Raw genomic sequence first — 21906 nt, 5'->3', positions numbered from 1 at the left:
GTTTTGGAACAGTTTATGTATTTGAGAATCAATACTAAATAAAAATGAAAACCTACTTTTCTTTATTTCTAGTGTTATTGTTATATTATAATACACTGGCCCAAGACCAAGATATTACCATAGATTTAGATGAATTTACAGAAATCAAAGCTTTTGATGGAATTTCTGTAAATCTTATAAGATCTTCTAGTAATAAAGCGGTAATTACCGGAGAAAACACACAGAAGGTGGTAATTGTTAATAATGACGGAATCTTAAAAATTCGCATGGAATTAGAAAAGATTTTTAGTGGTTATAGAACTTTTGTGGATGTACATTACAACCAAGAATTAAAACTTATAGATGTAAACGAAGACGCATTAATTAAATCTAAAGATATTTTTGTACAAGATCTATTAGAAATTAGGGCCCAAGAAGGTGGCGAGGTTAATCTTAATTGCCAAACGGAACAATTACTAGTTAAAGCGGTTACCGGAGGAGATGTTATTGTAAAGGGTTTTACTAACAATCAAGATATTACAATAAATACGGGAGGTACCTATACGGGTAAAGTATTTAAAAGTAAACTCACCACAATAAGCGTTAATGCGGGCGGTACAGCCGCTATCTATGCAACAGATTATGTGCAGGCCAACGTAAAAGCCGGTGGCACCGTTTTAGTCTATGGAAATCCTAAAAAAATGGACCAGAAAACAGTCTTTGGAGGTAAAATAGAGCGTGTAGAGTAAAATTATTTATGTTAGAAGATATACAAACAGCTATTCCCTTAGGTATCTTACTAAGTTTTATGATTGGTCCAGTTTTCTTTGTTTTGTTAGAAACCGGGGCAACTAAAGGTTTTAGGGCGGCAATAGCCGTAGACCTGGGTGTAATCTTAGCAGATATCTTATTTATATTCATTGCCTATTTCTCAAGTTTTCAGTTGTTAGAAAATTTAAGTAATGAACCTGGACTCTATGTTTTTGGAGGTATGATTTTATTGGTTTACGGCATTGTAGTTTATGTAAAAAAAGAAACTAAAAAGAAAGAGTCTAAAAAACTAAAAGGAAGTTATCTTGTTTTAATTGTTAAAGGTTTTTTACTGAATTTTATTAATATAGGGGTACTTGTATTTTGGTTAGGTGTTCTAATTGTTGTTGGTCCAAGTATGGAGAACGATGAAAATAGGTTAATTGCCTTTTTTACTACTATGATCCTAACTTATTTTTTGGTAGACGTCATTAAAATTTTGTTGGCAAAACAGTTAAAAAAGAAGTTAACACCAAAACGTATTAGGTTGGTAAAAAAGGGATTGGGTGTTGTTTTAATGATTTGCGGAATTGTGTTGATAACCAAAGGATTTTTACCAAAGGAAAAATTTAATGTTCAGGATAGTATAGAACGTATAAAATAAAAAAAGCCTTCCATTTTGGAAGGCTTTTTTGTTGAAGAGGCATCGAACGGATTCGAACCGTTGTACAAGCTTTTGCAGAGCTCTGCCTAGCCGCTCGGCCACGATGCCATTAAGGCTGCAAATGTACCTCAATAAATTTAGCTTTGCAAGATAGATTTTATTCGTTTTTACGAAACAATTCTACTGTAACACTTTCTACGTCTCCCCCTATTGGCGGATTTATCTTAGATACAGCTATTTCTGCATCTAGGACCATGGGTATTTCGGTAAAGATTCTATCCAATATCCTTTTGGCAACATGTTCCAATAATTTGGATTTTATGGCCATTTCTTCTTTAACTATGTTGTTAAGGTGTACATAGTCTACGGTTTCAGATAATTTATCGCTATGTGCGGCATCTTTTAAATTTGCGGTAACCGATAAATCTACGCGATAATCACTGCCAATAATACCTTCTTCTTGTAAGCAACCATGATTGGCGTGTACCCTAATATTATTTAATCTAATCTTACCCATAGCGTATTTAAATATGCGGCAAAATTAAGCTAATTACGGTAGAATTAATACGTACATCTACAGTTACTGATACCTTGGAACAAATCCATGCCTACGGTAACTACATGGGTACCAATATTGTATCCAGATATTTCATTGGTTAAGATTTGATAAGAGTAACCAAAATAAAGGTTGTTCTTTTTTAATCCTGCCATTGGCGAAAGATATAATGGAGTAAGTGGTTGGTTTGCATCGTTCAAAAAACGATAGGTTAACCCTAGGTAATAGTAGTCTTCGAAATTATGAAATCTAAATTTTGCATTTAAATCGGTCACCGAACGGCCATCACTTTCGAACCATTGAAAGAAAATGGATGGTTCTATTTCTAATTTACTGTTTTTGTTCTTAGAAAAGGCATACCCAGCATAAGCGTAATAATTACGGAGTGTATTTGGTTCAAAAACCGGATTAAAATTCTCTAGGTTCTTTGGTAGTAAATTGGCCGCGTTTAGGCTGATGAAAAATTTGTTTATTCTATACAGTACCCCTACATCAAAGTTATGGTTGGTCGTAGATTTATCATCTGTAGGTAATTCGCCGTTTTCTTCTTGAAAGTTTTCTACATCAATTCTAAACTGGTTAAAGTTGTAAGAAATTCCAAAAGACAAAAATTCGTCCTCGTACCTATCCAAAGTTAAATGGTGTGCAAAAGATACCCTAGCACCTCTTTGGCGTGTAAAACCATTACTGTCATTATATATAAACATACCTAAACCCGATCTATCGCCAATTCTAGCGTCTGCAGCTAACGTTTGGGTATCTGGAGCATCTTCTATACCCACCCATTGCGTTAAGCCGTTTAAACGCACTTTAATGTGGTCTCCTATACCTGCATATACAGGTGAGATTAAAAATGGATTATCCGCATTGTATTGGGAATGCTGGGGTAAGGTTAGTTCTTGTGCGCTGGCACCTAGGCAAACGCAGAGAAGTAGGATTAAGATTTGGGTCTTTTTCATCACTCTGTAGGTTAACTTATGTCTGTCTTTATCTGTAGAGGGTAAAATGGCCAACCATTTCACGGTCATCATTCTCACCTCTTAATTTAATTACATACCAGTAATCACCGGTAGGTAGCTCTTGGTTCTGGTATGTACCATCCCATGGAGCATCATTCAATTTCATCCTATAGAGTTCTCTACCATAACGGTCAAAAATGATAGTTAGTATATTAGGGAAGCCCTGAATATTATTTGGTACCCATGTATCATTAGTTCCGCTACCATCTGGGGTAAAGAAATTGGGGATTTCTATATCTATGAATTCCATAAATATCTCTGCAGACATCTCACAACCATTTTGGTCTACAACGGTAACTGTATACGTATCGGTTCTATTAATGTAATAGGTATTGTCTGATCCATTTTCAACATCACCAAAATAGAACGTATATTCTTCTACACCTCCTTGGGCAACGGCTGTAATCTCATTTACGTTATTAGATTCCAATGTTAAAGTCAATGGCTCATAATAGTTAATTGTAAATGGAATGGTATTGATACAACCATTTTCGTGCGCAATAGTTAAATAATGCTCTCCAGGCGCAATATTGGTAAAGTCTGCGTTTAATTGCATACTTGCAGGATCCGTAGAATCTAGTGCGTATAGTACATTGCCCATAACAGTACTATCGTTAAAAACAATATCCAAGTTATTATCTGGTATGTTACCGCTACAACTGTACATAGGTGTTACCGTGGCAGCAAGATCAACTCCTGGATTTATTTCTACAAATACATTGGTTTCACAACCTTGTGCATCTCTAACAAATACTACATGTGTACCAGCTGGTAAATTACCAAAACTGAATTGGTCTTGTACAAAATCTGCAGCAGCATTTGAGTTTAAGCTTGTACTATAAGGAGCAGTACCGCCAGTAATGGCTAGTTCAAATGCACCATCTTCGCTCTCAAAACAAATTTCATGTTCAATATTAATAGCTTCAGCCTCTAACGGTTCTGGTGCCGTAAGTTCAAATTGGAAGGTTAAGAAACAACCGTTCTCATCTTGAGCAATAATATCATAGATGCCAGGGGCCAAATCTGTAAAGGTATTGTCCGTATCAAATTGGTTAAGATTTGGAGAAATGGCATAATAAATTTCTCCTGTACCACCAGATACTTCTACATAAATACTACCATCTTCTTCTCCAGAACAGCTAATGTTTGTAAATTCTTCTCTATCTACCTGTAAAGGAGCTGGCTCAGTAATAACTGCTTCTGTAGATACCGCAATACAATCTACACTGGTTACCCTTACCCAATAACTACCCGTAGCTAGATTATTAAAACTTTCTTGTGTTTGTGGACCAGCAATTCTATTGGTCAACGCAGCATCCGTAAACAATTCGTAAGAATAGTTTCCAAGACCACCAGATGCATTTGCAGTTATTCTAGCAGTTGCTTCACCTGTACAGTTTATTATTGCGGCCGTAAGATCTAAATCAATCATTAATTCTGGAACTTCTTCTACAGAAACTTGATTGGTAATCATTGCCTCACAACCAAAACTATCTCTAACAAAGTATTGGTATATACCGGCAGAAACATTTATAGAATGCGTATCACCACCAGACATAGGACTATATACAACACCATCTACACTGTATTCATAAGGTGCATTACCACCTACAGCGTTTAATTCTATCACCGCTAAATTATTACAGGTAAGAGCAGATACTTGCACTAAAGACGCAGCCACCTCATCTGGTTCATTTATAGTTACTTGTAAAGTTTCAAACTCACAGTTCCAACCATCGGATACTCGTATACTATACACACCAGCACCTAAGTTATTAAATGTTGGGCTATTCTGTGCGCCACTGGTAAATAGTAATGAACTACCTGTTTCATCATAGTAGTTTAACTCAAATAAGTAAACACCCTCACCACCTACTGGGTTTACGGCAGTAACTGAAGCATTGGTATCTCCAAAACATTGTAAAATAGTAGGAGTAGCCGTTATACCTGCTGTTATTGGCGTTGGCGCAATTAGGGTTTCCGTATCTGAAACAACACATCCTTGGTTATCTGTTACTTGAATGGTATATGCGCCTGCACCTAATCCTGTAAATAGGGCTGCTGCTACATTGTTTTGCGTAAATACATTACCTGTAGTGGTGTTGGTCAAAACCACATCGTACGGTAAATAACCACCATCTATCACAACGTTAATCTCACCCAAATCATCAGAACAACCTACATTGGCTACTTCTTGTGCAGCTACTGTTAATGGTCTATCTGGAGAAACTATAGTTACTATGTTAGAATCTTCTACACATAATGGATTTGCAGTTTCTGTTACCCGTACAAAATAGTTACCACCTGCTAAACCTGTAATCACTAAAGGATTGGTAGTTGTATTTCCACTACCGTTTATAGCTGTAGCCGTTCCATCTTGATTATATACAGTATAATCATAAGTACCGTTGTAACCCGATACATCTATAGTAATTTCACCAGAAGTATCGCCATAACAAATAGATTGAGCTGTTGCTGTAGCAATTACATCAATGGTATCATAGGGTGCAATTTCATAAGCTGTGGTATCAAAATAACAACCAGTAGCTGTATCTGTAACTCGGAAGGTATAAGAACCTACTTCTGTTAATTCAAATGATGCTTGGTTATAGGCAGGTGTACCAGTTAAGGTTGCTGCTGTATTACCAATAGGCAGTAGTTCAAACGTGTATACGTTGCTAACATCACCATTATCATTAACCGTAATGGTTACTTCTTCACTTACCGCACAAGAAATTTGTACATCTTGTGCTACAGTTGCGCTAAATGTATTAATTGGATTTACGGTTACACTATCTGTAAACGGACATCCATTGGCGTCTCTAACATAATAAGTAATAGTTTGTACAGTACCATTATCAATAATTTCAAAGGTATTTTGAGTTTGATAATTAGTACCATCTATGCTATATAAATAAGCCGATGTACCACCTGTAGCTGTTATAGTTAAAGTAGCTGTATTTACACTATTGTCTGGTGCGCATGCAAATGCAGTTACCATTTCAGTTGCACTTAAAGCTGTAGGCTGCTCTACCTCTACTGTAGTACGTACAGATGCACATTCTTTAGCAGAAACCGCTTCAATTTGATAGAAACCAGCAGCCAAACCAGTGAAAGTTGGATTAGGTTGTGGACCAGTAATAAGCACTCCTGTATTATCATATAAATTATAACTGTAAGGAGCATCTTCATTAATACCTGGCGCAGTTGCGGCAAGTACAACGGTAATGCTACCATCTGCCAAACCAAAACAAGAAACATCTGAAACAATAGGTGTATCCAATGTAGTAGTACTAGGTGCTACCAATTCTTGGGTTATGGTTCTAGTACAAACAGGATTGTTAGTATCTGTATCAGTAACCACAAAAGTATACACACCAACTTCAGTCAAATTATTAAAAGTACCTGTGTTTTGGTTTATAACAGCACCTGTATTAGGTACGGTCATTTCAAAATTATAGTTACCAGAGCCACCGTTTACGTTAACCGTAATTGTACCAGCAGGCGTTATAGAGCAGTCTATTTGTTTATCTACCGTGGTACTAATGTTCATTTCATCATATAGCAACTCGGCATTAGTAGTAGAAGTACAACCCCATTGGTCTAACACTACCACTTCATAATTACCTTCGCCTAAGTTTATAAAGGTGGTACTGGTTTGTGGAGAACCAAATGCAGTACCATTTCTGAATAATTGGTAGGTGTAGTTGCTACCTTGACCACCACTAACTGGGTCTGTTACCGGTATACCAACTACTTCTAATTCGCCCTCAAAGTTGGTACAGTTGTCATTGGTTACTAGTAAAGTAGCTTGGATTGGGGTTGGATTGGTTAGGACGATATCATCTTGTACCAATTGTTCACAACCTTCACTATCTCTTACCCAAGCATCATACGTACCAGCAGTTAGGTTACCAAAAGAAGCATTAGTTACAAAATCCGTAGCTGTTGGTATAACACCATCTGCACCTACAAAGTAGGTATAGCCTCCCCAACCGCCTTGTACATTGGTAATGGTAATACTACCATCATCCAATAAAGCAGACATACAGGTTATTGGTGTTGTTGTATGGTTTGCGGTAATAGCAGCATTAGGACCAGCAATGGTAAAGGCCTGTGTATTTTCACAGGTTGGGAAATTATCTTGCGTAATTACTACGTAATAGCTACCTGCAGGTAAATTAATACCAGCTGTAGGACCTGTAGTGGCTATTGAACCAGTACCCTCAGAGGTATCGTCACCTTGATTGGTTGGTGTACCATTGGTATTGAATATCTCCCAAGAGAATCCGCTAGTATAGGTTGCATCTATCAATTCAAAGGTAACTTCACCCGTAGCCGTTCCAAAGCAAATTACATCACTAACCACGTCTACGTCTATGGTAAACGTGTTAGGGTCTGTAAGGGTTTCAGAAGTACTAATAGTACAACCCGTTACTAGATGTCTTACCAAGAAATTATAGGTACCTGCGGTTAAACCACCAAATACATTAGGTGTAGCGCTATTGCCAGTATTTTGCCAAGTTGCACCATTGTCGATACTATATTCATATTGATTAACATCGTTGGCTGTTGAGGTTACTGTTATAGTTATCTCACCATCTGAACCTGGAGAACAACTCAACGGATTGGTAATGGCAGCTGTAGCCGTTTGTAATTCATCAAAAGGAACTATTGTAGCGGTAGTGCTGTCCATACATCCTGCAGAATCATACACATTAATGGTATATACCCCACCAGCAAAATCGGTTACGGTAAGTACTGGGTTATTTCCGTTTTGTACAATTACGGGTGTTTCTACAGGAACTGTATTAGGGTCATCTTCTTCTATAAATTCATAACGCACATAAGTACCGCTACCACCGGTAATGGCATCTACGCTTATAGTAGCGTTATTTTCATTATTACCGTTGGTACAAAGGAAATCTGTAGTAGTTACAGTATCTATGGATACCGGCGTAGGTTCATCTATAACAATATTGTTGATAACCAACTCGCAATCATTGGTTCCTGTACCAGTAACTGTATATGTACCTGCCGGTAGATTCTCAAAAGTTAATGTTGTACTATTGAAAGAACCAACAGCTGGTGAAATGGTATAAGTTAATGGATTAATACCCGTATTTGTTTCAAATAATTGGATAGTACCATCTGCACCTCCGTTACAAGTAACATCTGTAGGTGTATGCGTAAATACAGGTTGTACCGCAGCTGGCACATTTACAGTAATTGTACCCAAACAATAAGGAATTGCCGTACTGGTATCATACACGGTAATATCATAATCACCAGCTACGCTAGCATCCGTCCAAACAACACTGGAACCAACCATGTTTGTTTGTGCTTGGTCTACCGTGCCAGGACCATCAATTGCATAATCATAAGAACCAGAACCAGCTAATACATCAATAGTAATCTCTGCATTGTTTGCAGGTGCAGGTTCACAATCCAAAGCAGTGGTTAAACGAGCATTAAATTGTAAAGGAGGATAAATATCTATGGTATCTGAATCCTCACAGCCATTTACATCCCTAACATTTATGGTTTGGGTTAAACCAGAACTTAAACCAGTAACCGTATATTCATTACTTGCATTGAATGTAAAGTTTTGGTAAGCACCACCGTTAATGCTTATTTGGAAAGGAGCATTAGCAGCTGCTGGATTATCAAGGGTTACCAATACCTCAAAACTACCTTCAGCAACACATTCATCTACTATAGCAAGCGTTATTTCTGGGCGTACATCTTCTAAAACGGTAATTGGTGCTTGCTGGATACAAGCATAAGCATCTTTTACATAAACGATATAATCTCCTGCTTCTACATTAGCACTAGTATTGGTAGTCCAGCCAGCATCTGTGGCTAAAGGAGCTGCTGCAGTATCAGGTAAATATTGATATTCATAAGGAGCGGTACCAAACCTTCCTGTGGCAGTTATAACACCCGCATTAAGATTACAATTATCGTTTGTTGGTGATGTAACGTCTACTGATAATAAGTTTACGGATTCCCTTATGGTAAATTCACCTCCAAAGACACTACAACCTGCATTTGCACCTCCCACTTCAGTAAGTAAAATATAATATTCACCTGGAGCCAATGGACCTAAATTTGAAATTGTTACTGGTGTAACGGGTCCAGAAACTGGCGAAGAACCATTTATTGGCATAGGGGTTATAGGGTCATTAGATTGTTGATAAAATATTTCATAGTCAATAGCCGTAGCTCCTACATCATAATTATCAAAAGTGAATGTTACGTTACCATCTGCCGCTCCTGTACAACTAACATTAGCAACAACATCCAATGTATTTGTTAAGTTAGAAGGTGTATCTATTGGTGTATCTGCTTCTTTAAAATAATAACAATCTGTTACTAAATCGTGAACAACAAAGGTATAGGTAATACCTGGTGTTAAATAGGTACCGGTATCTGGGTCAGCAGAAGAGAAAGTTATAATATTTGTTCCATTACTAAACCAGTTAGTAGTGTATGGAAAAGTTATAGTTTCTAAAATTCCAAATTCATAACTACCACTGCCCGTTGTCAGTGCTGGATCTACCTCTACTATTGCGGTTCCTCCATCTGTACAATTTGTAGGAGTAGTGTTTACTGTAATATCTAAATCAGTTGGTGGTGATGCTATTATTTCTGTAGTAAAGGCAGCACAACCATTGGCATCTACAACATCTATTTGATAAATTCCAAATTCTAAAATGGTAAAAGTATAATCTCGATTGCTTGCTGTAGTGGTGTGGCTATCCGTAAAGCCATTATTACCAGTTAAATAATAAGTATATTCTGCTGTTCCCCCAGTCGTATTTTCAATTGAAATAGAACCAGGAATAGTATTTCCTCCTATATTATCACATGTTATTGGTTGACTATCAACATCATAATCAATAACATCTGGTTGATTAATGGTTACCAAGAAAGGATTAGACACACAACCTTTGTCATCTGTAATAGTTACTTGGTAATCCCCTGCCGGTAATCCGGTAGTTTGTGTATTGTAGATAGTACCAGAACCGGTTTCAACTACATTTATAACATAAGGAGGCACTCCTATAGAAGTATCAATAACCACATCTAAAGCACCAGTACTTTCTCCATGACATAAAATGTGAGTTGGCGTTACAGAGCTTATTACTGGTTGTACAGCAGGTGTAATGGTCACAGTATTGGTAACCACGCTACAAGATGTTGGGCTGGTAGTATCCGTTACTTGAAATTGATACGTACCGGCTACATTGGTTGTAAAAACATTCCCAGTAAATCCAGTTGTATTATATGTAGTTCCGCCATCATTAGACCATTCGTACGAATAAGTACCAGAACCACCTGTGGTATTTATGGTTACTTGTGCATCAACCAAACAAGTTAAATCTTGGTTTAGTACAGCGTTTGCAACCAATTGGTCTGTAATAGTAACACTTTGTTGCGGTGCCGTACAACCAGATGCGTCAATAACATCTACCGTATACGTACCTGGACCTAAATTATCAAAAGTATATGTTGTTAATGTTGATGGTACAGGCGCTATAAACGGTCCACCATTCAAACTAAATAAGTAGTCGCCATTACCAGCAGTTACGTTAACAATTACTTGTCCATCATTAGCACCACTATAACAAGCAGTGGCAGTTGTAATAAATGTTAACACGGCAGGTGCATTTACTACTATGGGAGAATCAATTACATCTTCACAACCATTGGTATCTCTTGCACGTACTATATAGGTACCAGCTGCCAAATCTGAAAAAACGGTATTGGTACCATTAGTAGCAAAATCGAAGTTGGTTATTGGTGTACCTGCATTATCTTCTAATTGGTACGTATAATTGGGGGTACCTCCAGTAGCATTTGCCGTAATGGTTGCCCCAGCAGTACAGGTAACTTGTGCATCTAATGTAGCCGTTACTTCCACTAAAGTTGGCTCCGTTAAAACTTGTGTAAGTTGTATAGCACAGCTATTATCATTGATATCCCTAACATCAATAACATAGGTGTTTGCTGTTAAGTTTGGTAGGGTTACACTGGCATTAGTTGTGGTTATGTAACCACCACCGTTTACTTGGTATTCGTAACCATTGGTAGTATCAAAGTTTTCTACTTGAAAGGTAATTGCACCATCACTACCGGTATTACAGCTGATGTTGGTAAAATTGGTAATACTAGCAGCTAGTTCATTACCTTCTTCTACTAGAACATCTAGGGTAATACTAGAAGGACATGCCTCTGGATATTGTAATGCTTGAATGTCATCTATAGCAATATCGTTACCCTGTGTAACTGCAGAGTTAGTTCTTATTACGATATCTAAATTGGCATTGGCACCAGGATTTAAATTAACCGTATAGTTCTGCCAATCATTAGCATTACTGTTTTTAGGAATATTACCTGTTGTAGTACTGGCAATAATGGTACCACTACCATCTACCAATTGAATTTCTATAGAAGGATCACCTCCAGTTGAACCTGTTCTTAATAGGTTAAATGCCCATAAGGATATCTCGATATCTTGATTTGGTATAACCTCAACACCAGTTTTTTGATATACAATACCACCTACACCGGCCACACCTCCTACGTTTATTGCTAGAAATCTGCCATTGGCTAGTCCAGAATGATCACTAGGGGACCTCCAAGAACCGTAAGGATTAACTATCAAGTTGGTAACAGAATATTCACCATCTTGGATATGTGTATCCGTTCCAAAGCCACATAAACTTGTAGAACCGTCTTGAGGTTCATAACAATATGCTGGATCAATTTCACTAATTGGGGTATTGGCACCCGCACCAAAGTTTTCAGTTAAAAGTATACTTGGCGTTGGTGCAATATTACTGGTATAATTTACTGTTATTGTATGATTACCAGTAGGTACGTTATTAAAAATATTAGAAGTATCAGGCGTATTTGGGGTACCATCTATTAAATAGGTGTAGTCAAAATCTGCACTGTCTGGTGTAATTGTAATTATACCTTCACCATCACACTCATAATCCACTGTAGCCGTTGCATTAGGTGGGGTTGGTTCTGGCTGTACGGTAACTGTCATAGGGTAAGTACAATTATTTGCATCCCTTACAAATAATGTATGGTCTCCTGGTAAAAGATTTTCTATAGAACTTGCGCCATACGTGGTACCACCATCAAAACTATAGGTATAGGGAGCTGTACCTCCAATTACGTTTGTAATTCTTATTTCTGCACCACTAGGGTTACACTCTGCCAGTTGTGCTACTGCTGCAGAAGCGCTTAAAGGTAATGGTTCAGAAATGTTATTAATCTGGTCTATTTCACAAGTGTTAGCATCTCTAACCCTAACATGGTAGCTACCTGCAGCAAGGTTATCAAATGTGTTTTCTGGTTGATAGGTTGCACCATTGTCAATGCTGTAGGTATATGGACCTTCACCGCCTGTAATAGTTACCGTAAGTGTTGATGAAGCATCACCGCTACACAATATTGCTGTATTAGAAATCGATAAATTAAGGGCAGGGTCTTGATTTATTACTATCGTATCTACTGCTTCGCAATAATCTGTATTACCTGAATTATCCCTTACGTAAACATCATAAGTACCTGTAGCGTTAACTGTTGTCGGATTTGTTGTTGAGAAATCTGTGGCAGCCGGAGTAGTACCCGTTAAAACAACTGCGTATACATAATTACCATCACCACCCGCAGCCGTAATATCTACGGTAGTAGAGGTAGCACAAGCAGTGATATTGCTTGCCGTGGCTGTTACCGTTAGTTGTGGGTTAATTGTAATTGTTTCTGTATCGGTACAAGATTTTCCATCTTGTACAGTCACGGTATATGTACCTGCAGAAAGATTTATAAAACTATTATTGCTAGAAAAAGCACCTCCGTTAATACTGTATTCAAAATTGCCGTCGCCACCACTAGTTACATTTGCGGTTAGCGTTAATCCGGTTGTATTATCATAACAAAAATCGTTAGGAACTAGTTCTAAAACGGGTGCTATAGCTGCGTTTAAGGTAAAATTACCAGGAACTATACAACCGTTTGCATCTTCTACTTGTACCGTATATTGTCCAGTTTGTGTTAATCCGTTAAAAGAGCCGGTAGTATTGGTACCAAATACTGTGGTATCTGGGTTTGTTAAGGTGTAGGTATAACTACCCCAACCTCCGCTTGCTGTTACAGCTACACTTCCGTCTGTTATACAAGTTGGTTGTGTTTCTACAATAGAAATGGCTAATTGTGCTGTTGGTGCCTCCACAGTAACCGATGCCGTATCGGTACAATTGGTGGTATTATCCGTTACCGAAATAGTATAGGTACCTGCCGCTAGGTTAGTCAGGTCTATAGTGGTGTTCGTTTCATTGGTACCATTAAAAGTTTGTGGTCCTGTAATGGTATAATTATAGTTGGTACTAAAGCCATTTACCATAAACCTTGCCTCACCGTCTGTTGCATTTAAACAACTAATATTACTCTCTAATTGACCAATTACATTTATTGGAGTGATTGGAGCAATGGTAAAGGTTTCCGTATACACACAACCTCTACTATCCGTAACTCTAAAGTTATAGGTATCTGGGCTTAAGTTATTAAAAGTTGCGGTAGACCCAGAAGCAGAATCAGGAGTAACCGAAGAAGGCGCAATTATTTCAAAAACGAAAGGAGCCGTACCCGCGGTTACCGTTGCAGTAACATTGGATGTATTGTCTGGGCAGGTAACTGCACTAGCCGTAAAATCTAAATCTGTAGGCGGATTAAGTGGCAATAAGGTAATAGGGTCTGTAATAAACGTACAATTATTGGCATCTCTAATGGTAATTCTATAAGTACCATCCGTAAGGTTGCTAAAACGTTCTGCCCCTACTCCACTTACAAAGTTAACACCGTCTATGCTGTATTCATACGGTGCATCTCCACCCGTAACGTTTTGTGCTTCTATAATTCCATTTTGTAAACAAGTATAATCTTGAATCAAAGCTATATCACCAGTAACCGCACTTGTAGGGCCACCAATGGTGAAAGACTCCACAAAATCGCACTGGGTATTTCCTTTACGTTGATCTATGATTACATCATAATCTCCTTGGGCTAAATTCAAGAACTGACCAGAATTGTTGCTAGCTAATTGATTTCCATTTTCATCTTCCAAATAATAGGTAACATTGTATCCATTGGAGGTAACCAAATTTATATTAATACTACCATCGTTTGCACCAAAACAACTTTCATCTTGTGAGCTGGTGGTGTATTCTACGGATGGAACTAATACGATTTCTACTGGGTTGGAGAAAGCAAAACAATTGTTTCTATCTACTACCACAAAAGTATAGGTGCCCGGTATAAGAATATCAAAGATTACACTTGTTTGAAATTCACTGTTAGGAACGTTAGAAGGATCACTATAAGAAGTAACGGTTGTGCCACTTTCATCTACAAACTCATAAATGGCATAGGTATGTGGCGTTTGCCCACCTGTAGAGTTCATCTGAATATTACCTTCCCTACAAGAAATGTGTTGCGATATTACTGCTTCTAGTTCTAAATCAGATTCATCTAAAATTGTAACATCTTGAGTTAAATCACATCCTGCGTCCGTAGTTACACGTACCGTATAATCTCCTGCAGCCTTATTCTCAAAAGTATAATTGTTATCATCAGAGGGGCCAAAACTATCTACTTCCGTTCCGCCTTGTATTAAACTGTAGTAATACTGTACATCTGCATCTAATAGGGAAACGTTTATAGAGCCTAGACCATTACAACTAACATTGTTAATGTCTGTTGTGATACTAACATTTCGTTCTCTTATACCAATATTATCTAATACAAATTCACAACCGCCAGTAACACCAATTTGTCTCATTTCTACACGGTAGGCACCGTTCTGATCAATTGGAAATTCTGGGCCTTGGCCAGCACTATATGGAGTTATAATTGCATTTGTAGCATCATTTACCAATTGATATTCGTAATTAACCGGCATGTTGGTAACACGAATAAAGCCATCTACACCACACATGATATCTTGTGTTTCTACCTGTGGGTCTAAAGGATTTTTAAATACGTTAAAGTAAAACCTACTAAAACAACCATCTTCATAGTTGATCTGTAACCTAAATTGGCCAGCATCTGAAGCGTTATAGGTAAAACCAGTCTCTACTTGGTTCCAAGTACAGGTGTTATTTTTGTTGGCACAATCTGTATTGGCTTCGGCACAACTAGCTTCGTCTAATTGTTGCCAAACAATGCTTACCGCATCAGGGATATTAATTTGAATGGGTTCTACATCGTTAAGACCACACAAAAAGATTTCCGGTAATTCTTCCCCATCATCTGGACAAACAAGAATATTACCCTCAACTGTATTTGTAGTATCGTTAATTAGCGCAGTAATTGGGTTACTTTGTGTTTGTCCAAATAATTCTACAGTTATAATTTCTTGAAAACCTTTACAAGGATCTGCAACTTGCTTATCTACAATATAGACTCCCGGTTCGGTAACCACTATGGTACTAGGGTCATTATCGCTATCGGCATCAGTAATTACCGTGTCTCCTGCGTCTATTAATCTATCTCCGTTTTCGTCTATATACCAGATGTAATTATCAAAATTATCACCGGAGTCTAACAAGACATCTTCACCACAAAGCAACACGGTTCTAGAATAATCACAATTTTCTAAATCGTCCAATAAAAAGTTGGTTGCCCCTGGGGTTACAAATCCACAATTATCAAAATCGGTTACTGAAGGATCATCTGTAATGGTTGCAGAGTTAATAGCACCTCTATACGTAGAATAGGCAAGGTTTTCAATTAAATCTGAGCAGGCATTAATAAAGTCGAAACAGTTTTCCGCAACTTGAACGCGCATTCGAATAGTCGATGCTGGATCAAATTCTTCTACCAAACTATCCGGCACATTAAATGTAATGGTTCTTGAGGGTGCATCGAACGTGTAGGTAACGCCAGAAGGCATAACTATACTACTCTCATCTAAGGTTACGTTTATGGGTAAAACATCTCTTATTTGGTAGTTAATTGCATCATCGTTTCCTGTATTTTCAAAAGTTAATACATAGTCTAATAACTGTCCAAGATTTACACCCTGTCCTGTAATATCATTACCACCAATATCTTCCACAGTTTTGGTCAGCAGAATATTGGGTTCAATAATCTCTACATCAAAAGAAGTAAAAAAGATATCGTATTTATCTTGGGAAGAAGAAGCTCTTAAAACAGCACCTGTTTCTCCATTTGGAATTACGTTATTAAGCGTGTTTGGTATGGTAAAATGGTCTATATCCCAACCTAGTGTGTTAATACTGTTTGGGTTACGGTCCATGATTACGTTGTCTTCAAAGGTAATATTACTATTGAAGAAGTTATTATTTGGGTTGGCACCATTGCCCAACGGGGTAAAACCACCGTTCATGTTTGCTCTAAAAGCTAGGCCGTCTCCTTCAATGTTATTATCACCTTCTAAGGTACTAACGCCTAAACGTGCATTAACAGGAAACGGAGCTGGTAAAGTTGTAAAACCAGTAATTGGAATATCTAAACTTTCCCCAGATTTTATACCTGCGTAACCATCAAAAGTGGTTATATATTTACCTGGATAGTTTGGGTTTTCATAAACTACCACCATGGTCCATCCTCCGGAAATTCCTCCAGAGATACCTCCCCCATTACTAGCCAAAATATTGGCCACGGTATATTCACCATTCGGGTTTGCGAGACCTGTAATTAACCCTGTAATATCTGCATAACAGGCATAAGGACTATAATAACCAAAATCCGCATCTCCTTGCCCATCAAATAACACCTCTGTGGCATTTATGTCTATGTAATTAGTGGATCCAGGTGTACGCAAACGTACTTGATCTATGCCATTTCTGTTGGTATTAACATAAACAGCAGACCAGTACAAACCTGCATATCTTACTCTAGAACAATCTGTGTCTGGTACGTTTAAATCTGCGCTACTTGAACTAAAAGTGGAAGGATCATTATCCACATCTATGTACTGCATGTCAAAGCTATCGTTAGCAGTAGCGTTTGGAACTCTATAGAGTCGCCCTCTATAATAGACAAGCCTAAAGCCCGTGGTGTTATAGGGATCTTCTGGCTCTGTAGTAGAAGTACCATCATCCCGGTTAACAATATTATTTCCTATTAAGGTTAAATCACCTCTTAGGTTGTCGTTATATCTTGGATCAAAATTGTTCTTTACTTGTGCAAATATTGATTGCAGGGTAAAGAGGCATAGGGTTACAAAGAGTAACTTGGTTAGTAGGGGCTTACTCATTATGGTTATTTATGCGCTATAGTTTGGTTTTACTCGCATGATCCACATAGGATCACCGTAGGCGTTGTTAATGTTAGAATAGTAAGAGACCAAAGCATCTGTCCATTCTTGATGTTTTTTTAGATACACATACCTATAGTTGTTTTCTGGATTAATAAAATAACTGGCATGTAATCCTTGTTCATTGAGTTCTTTTATAAAACGTGTAGCATTTCTTGGTTTAGCAAAGACATTTGCAATTATGTAGTAACCAGTTTTTAAACCATTTACCTGTAAAGTCTCGTAGGCAATACCTGATTTTTTACTTTTATGATTTAGGTTTTGTTCCAACACAGAGTCGTTATAGGTAGAGGAAGACTTGGGGGAGTTCTCTACGTATGCTCCTTCTGTATAACTATTGGTTACGTCCATTACCCAAGTATTTCCTTGGTATTGGCCATTTAAATTACTTTTCTGGGCTGCTATTGCATCTTGTTTGTTCTGTATACCTTTGATGTAAACATAGTTAAGGCCGTTTCTTGGATTGGTAAAGTAATCTGTTTCTATACCTTGGCTTGCCATTGAATCCATAAATTCTGACATGTATTTGGTGCCCTTGTAAACATTGGCAATAACATAACTACCACTTTCTACATCTGGAATGGAGAAGGTTTTGTATCGTTTAGAACGATTGTTATAATTTGTATTGTCCTTATTATTTTCTGCTATTGTTGATTTGGTTTCAGCTAGAACATTAGAACGGTTAGTTTGGGATGGCTCTTCTATTTTATACTTTTTGGTATATGAATTACCTAAACTGATGTTTTCTGTAGGCTCTTCTTTGTCTTTAACCACTTCTGCCACGGCATCTGATGAATTTATACGGTCTTGTATAATAGCATCTATGGTTGAAGTGTTTTTTGTTTCTGCTCTATCAACGTCATTGTTTGGAATGGCATCATTTTTAACTAAGTCCGAAGTGGCACTAGAATTGGCCAGATACAATTCTTGAGCTCTTTTTTCTATGTCCGGTCTGTTGCCTTCGGTTTCTCTTTTAACCATTCGCATTACCATCGCAAAACGTCGCTCCAAATCACTTTGTCTGTTAGATTCAATAGAGTCTTGACGGAAAATCAATTCTTCAATAATTGCATCATTTTCAGCAAGTTTTTGTTGTAATTCTGCAATCTTTAAGTCCTTTTCGGATACGGTAAGTTCTTCAATTGGAGTTTCCTCTTCGTCATTGTTAACTAAGTCCTCATTTTCTTTTTCTAGAAGAACACGATCTTCGGTAAGGGTTGGTGTAAAACTGTAGGCCAGGGATATTTCATGGTTTACACCAAATTGTTCAATATTATTAGAAAGACCTTTTTCAATGTTATAGCCTAAAGAGATTCTTTTGTTCAGGTTAAAACCAATACCTGCCGCCGCTCCATAGAATTGATCATAACCTGCTTGTAACCATCCTATTTTAGGCAAATCAAGAATTAAACTACCACCAAGGCTTATATCTTCGTTAGCAATAGAACGTACTCTTGCCAACGGCATTAATCTACCCTGTTCTAGTAAACCGCTATTATTGGTAAACTCATGGGTATATTGTAAATGACCCGTGAAGGTTTTAGCATCAAAACTGGTAAGCGTTTCACTTGTTTTTAGATTATAATCAAATAAGTTGTCCGCAATAACTCCAAAATCAAACTGACCGTAAGAAAGGTTAAATCCGGGTTGTACGGTTATCAACGATATATCATTAGATCCTTGCAGAATAGGATCGTTTGGATCTAAGGTGTTTGCCCTTGATTGATTGATTCCACTTTTATAATAAGAAAAGTTGGCCCCAAAGGTTAAGTTGCTTTTTTCGCTCAATTTTACGCCATACGCGTAATTGGCCAACAAACCATAATTATCTATGATGCCTTCTCTTTGATTGTACAAACTGACACCCACACCACTACGGTCTCCAATTCTACCACTATAACTTAAAAAGTAAGTTTGTTGGTTGTCATCAAAAGATACCGACTCATTTCTGTGAAATAAGTTGATGTATGATTTATTTTCCCTAACCGTAGAAAAGGTAGGGTTCAATAAATATCTATTGAATTTTACCAAGTTCTGTGTAGGTAAATCATAAGCCACAAAGGGATCTTCCTCTTGGGCCGTGAGTGCACCAAAAGAAAGAATTGCCATAAGTGTTAGGATTAGTTTGTTATACTTGTTCATTTGTTTGTTAGGTTATCGGATAACCGTAATGGTACCCTGTCGTAAGGTTTTGGTTGCTTCTACTATTTTGTAATAAAAGAGCTGATTTTTCTTAGTAAAACCGGTGGTAGAGTTAGGCCAATTGTTTTGGTAGTCCAATTGGTTAACTATTTCTTCTCCGTTTTCGTTATAAATAATTACTCTTGTATTTGCTTTTCTAGAATAGGTATTAGGAATGATCCAAAGGTCATTTACACCATCTCCATTTGCAGTTACCACATTAGGGATATCAAAATTATCTCTGAATGCTAGGGTAACGGTTTTGCTTACGCTACAATTACCAATAGTGGCTATAAGTAGATAAGTGCCTTCTTCTGTCAAGGTAACACTGCTAGAGGTGCTTAAGTTTTCGTTGGCTTCATTAAACCACACATAGCTATCGGCTCCAGTGGCATTTACTGTGGTAGTTTCCCCTTCTGGGATTACTATACTGCTTTCTTTATCTAGTTGCACTATACTTTCGTCAAATGCGTTAACCACTATTTCGTTAGATAGAGTTGGGCAACCGTTGGTTAAAACTTTTAATTGATAGTTACCAGCTTCGGTTACTGTTAAACTTGTTGTGGTAGCAGCTATTTTACCTCCGTCTTTGTACCATTCAAAATCAACATTGTTTAAATCGTAATCCGTACTTAGGGTAACAATTACGCCATCGCATATTTGGGTTCCGTCTGCGGTAATTGTTATAGGATCATTTGCATTTAGTACAACTGACAATTCATTGGAAACTAGATTAAAACTTTCTAGGTTTGCTTCTAGTGTATATGTACCGTTTTCTTCCGCATTTAAAATAGATAATAATGAGGACGTTGCACCAGTAATGGCCGCACCATCTTTCTTCCATTGGTAGGTAAAATCGGCTTTTAAACTTTCGGTAACATCTGTAGTGTTACCATTTGCGTCCGTAGCGGTAATGCTACTAACTTCTAATTCTATATTGGTATTTTCACATGGAGCATAAGTAGTCATATAATCAATAGCTATACTCATAGCAGCAGGATAGGCCGCAGTAACTGTTTCTGTAGTTTTGGTAACAGAAGTACATGCGCCACCGGTTTCGGTAACGGTAGCATAATAATCTCCTATCGTTGTAATAGTATAACTAGCGTTGGTTTCACCAGCTATTGCAGTTCCATTTTTGTACCATTGGTACGTAGCCGAAGCCGCATCCGTTGTTACAGTTATAGTTTCGGTTGAACCAGGCAATAAAGCAATCCCGTTTGTATTGTCTAAAGCCACGGTAAATGATCCAGCGCTAGAAATGGTAACGGCATCAGACTTTTCAACACAAATTCCGCTACCTTCAATTTCTACTTGGTAATCTCCTTCAAATCCTGCGTTAGCTGCATCTACTGTAAAGCTATAGCCTTCTAAGGTTCCCGCTTGTATTATTTGGTTGTCTTTATACCAGGTATATGTGTACCCTTGGTTTTGTACGTTGGCAGTTAAGGTAACCGTATCTTCACTACACAAAACTGTTTTTGTAGGCGTGTTAATAGCTACGCCTTGTGCAGCATTAATATTTACTTCTATACTATTGGACAAGGTATTTGCAGAACCAGAACAGGCACCATAATTCATTTCTACATAATAGATTCCTGGTTCCGTAATGTTAATACTATTGCTGTTTCCAGATAGTGCCGTACCACTCCTGTACCAACTGTAATTGTATTGGTTGGCATTGGATACATTATGAGTAGCTAAGGTTAAAGATTCTCCATCACATAAATCTATAACGCCACCTGGAGGTATGGTTCCATTGCCGTCTTTACTAATAAGAATTGGGCTGTTATAGCCAATGTAGTACATGGCAAAGGAATCTGAGACCTCACTTACCTTTTCTGGATTTGTACTTTTAACACGTAAACGATACCCTTCTCCTTGGGTATCTTCTGGTAGTTGAAATTCAATATCAAAATCAAACACTTGATTTTTATCGGCAATTCGTGCTAATTCTACCGGTGAACTAAAATTACCACTGGCATCAGATAACTCAAGAATAAATTCGTTATTGGAAGCTACCAATGGTGGGTTCCAGGTAAAGTTTACAAAGTACTCGTTAAAATTGCTAGAGGCACATGCATTTTGCCATTCTGAATTACCTGAAAGGTTTGGATTGTCTGCCGGTGTAGGTTTGTTCAATGTCTGCGCACTACCTGTTGCCAATCCAATGAACAGGAGAGCTAACACACATAAACCTTGATTAATTTTTGTTTTCATAAGTGTAGGTTCTATTTGGGGTTGGTATGTGAAAAGATGTCTCAGAAGCATAATTTTAGTTGATATTTGGGGTGTTATTTGCTTTAAAAACAGGGCTCTACATACCTTGTCAACATCAAATATTCACATATTTATTAACTACTTAAAGTTATTGTTGTGGTGAAACGGTTTTCTGTTG

At 37.6% G+C, this 21906-nt stretch carries 7 protein-coding genes and 1 tRNA gene; 2 read left to right on the top strand and 6 right to left on the bottom strand.

The features are described 5' to 3' along the window. The first annotated feature begins 44 nt into the window (after nucleotides 1-44). The gene (locus tag BUL40_RS01615) at nucleotides 45-728 is read left to right on the top strand and encodes a head GIN domain-containing protein (RefSeq protein WP_080317807.1); all 684 of its coding nucleotides are present in this window, start codon (nucleotides 45-47) and stop codon (nucleotides 726-728) included. A gap of 8 nt (nucleotides 729-736) precedes the next feature. Beyond that, the gene (locus BUL40_RS01610; RefSeq protein WP_010519503.1) at nucleotides 737-1393 is read left to right on the top strand and encodes a LysE family translocator; all 657 of its coding nucleotides are present in this window, start codon (nucleotides 737-739) and stop codon (nucleotides 1391-1393) included. Between the two features lie 37 nt (nucleotides 1394-1430). On the opposite strand, the gene BUL40_RS01605 is transcribed toward BUL40_RS01610, so the two are convergent. The 6 genes from BUL40_RS01605 to BUL40_RS01580 form a co-directional block, all read right to left on the bottom strand. Continuing rightward, nucleotides 1431-1501 (bottom strand) — tRNA-Cys (locus tag BUL40_RS01605). Between the two features lie 49 nt (nucleotides 1502-1550). Continuing rightward, nucleotides 1551-1910, bottom strand: coding sequence for a dihydroneopterin aldolase (gene folB / locus BUL40_RS01600; RefSeq protein ID WP_010519502.1), 360 nt, complete (start codon nucleotides 1908-1910; stop codon nucleotides 1551-1553). 44 nt (nucleotides 1911-1954) lie between these two features. Next, nucleotides 1955-2908 carry a PorP/SprF family type IX secretion system membrane protein gene (locus BUL40_RS01595; protein ID WP_029511561.1) on the bottom strand — a complete coding sequence of 318 codons (954 nt, stop codon included), beginning with the start codon at nucleotides 2906-2908 and terminating at the stop codon, nucleotides 1955-1957. A 28-nt stretch (nucleotides 2909-2936) separates the two neighbouring features. Beyond that, complete coding sequence (locus BUL40_RS01590) at nucleotides 2937-17267, bottom strand: T9SS type B sorting domain-containing protein (RefSeq protein WP_080317806.1); 14331 nt, start codon at nucleotides 17265-17267, stop codon at nucleotides 2937-2939. A 9-nt stretch (nucleotides 17268-17276) separates the two neighbouring features. Then, nucleotides 17277-19469 (bottom strand): PorP/SprF family type IX secretion system membrane protein, encoded by a 2193-nt coding sequence (locus BUL40_RS01585; RefSeq protein WP_244901799.1) that lies wholly within the window; start codon nucleotides 19467-19469, stop codon nucleotides 17277-17279. Nucleotides 19470-19481: 12 nt separating this feature from the next. Next, nucleotides 19482-21728 (bottom strand): T9SS type B sorting domain-containing protein, encoded by a 2247-nt coding sequence (locus BUL40_RS01580; protein ID WP_080317805.1) that lies wholly within the window; start codon nucleotides 21726-21728, stop codon nucleotides 19482-19484. Nucleotides 21729-21906: the final 178 nt, after the last annotated feature.

The sequence above is a fragment of the Croceivirga radicis genome (assembly GCF_002072105.2).
GTDB lineage: Bacteria > Bacteroidota > Bacteroidia > Flavobacteriales > Flavobacteriaceae > Croceivirga > Croceivirga radicis.
This window is presented reverse-complemented; position numbering and strand designations above follow the sequence as displayed.

Excerpts from the sequence above, each read along its gene's own strand:
- folB (WP_010519502.1), bottom strand. The coding sequence starts at position 1,910 with ATGGGTAAGATTAGATTAAATAATATTAGGGTACACGCCAATCATGGT.
- BUL40_RS01590 (WP_080317806.1), bottom strand. The coding sequence starts at position 17,267 with ATGAGTAAGCCCCTACTAACCAAGTTACTCTTTGTAACCCTATGCCTC.
- BUL40_RS01580 (WP_080317805.1), bottom strand. The coding sequence starts at position 21,728 with ATGAAAACAAAAATTAATCAAGGTTTATGTGTGTTAGCTCTCCTGTTC.
- BUL40_RS01615 (WP_080317807.1), top strand. The coding sequence starts at position 45 with ATGAAAACCTACTTTTCTTTATTTCTAGTGTTATTGTTATATTATAAT.
- BUL40_RS01595 (WP_029511561.1), bottom strand. The coding sequence starts at position 2,908 with ATGAAAAAGACCCAAATCTTAATCCTACTTCTCTGCGTTTGCCTAGGT.
- BUL40_RS01585 (WP_244901799.1), bottom strand. The coding sequence starts at position 19,469 with ATGAACAAGTATAACAAACTAATCCTAACACTTATGGCAATTCTTTCT.
- BUL40_RS01610 (WP_010519503.1), top strand. The coding sequence starts at position 737 with ATGTTAGAAGATATACAAACAGCTATTCCCTTAGGTATCTTACTAAGT.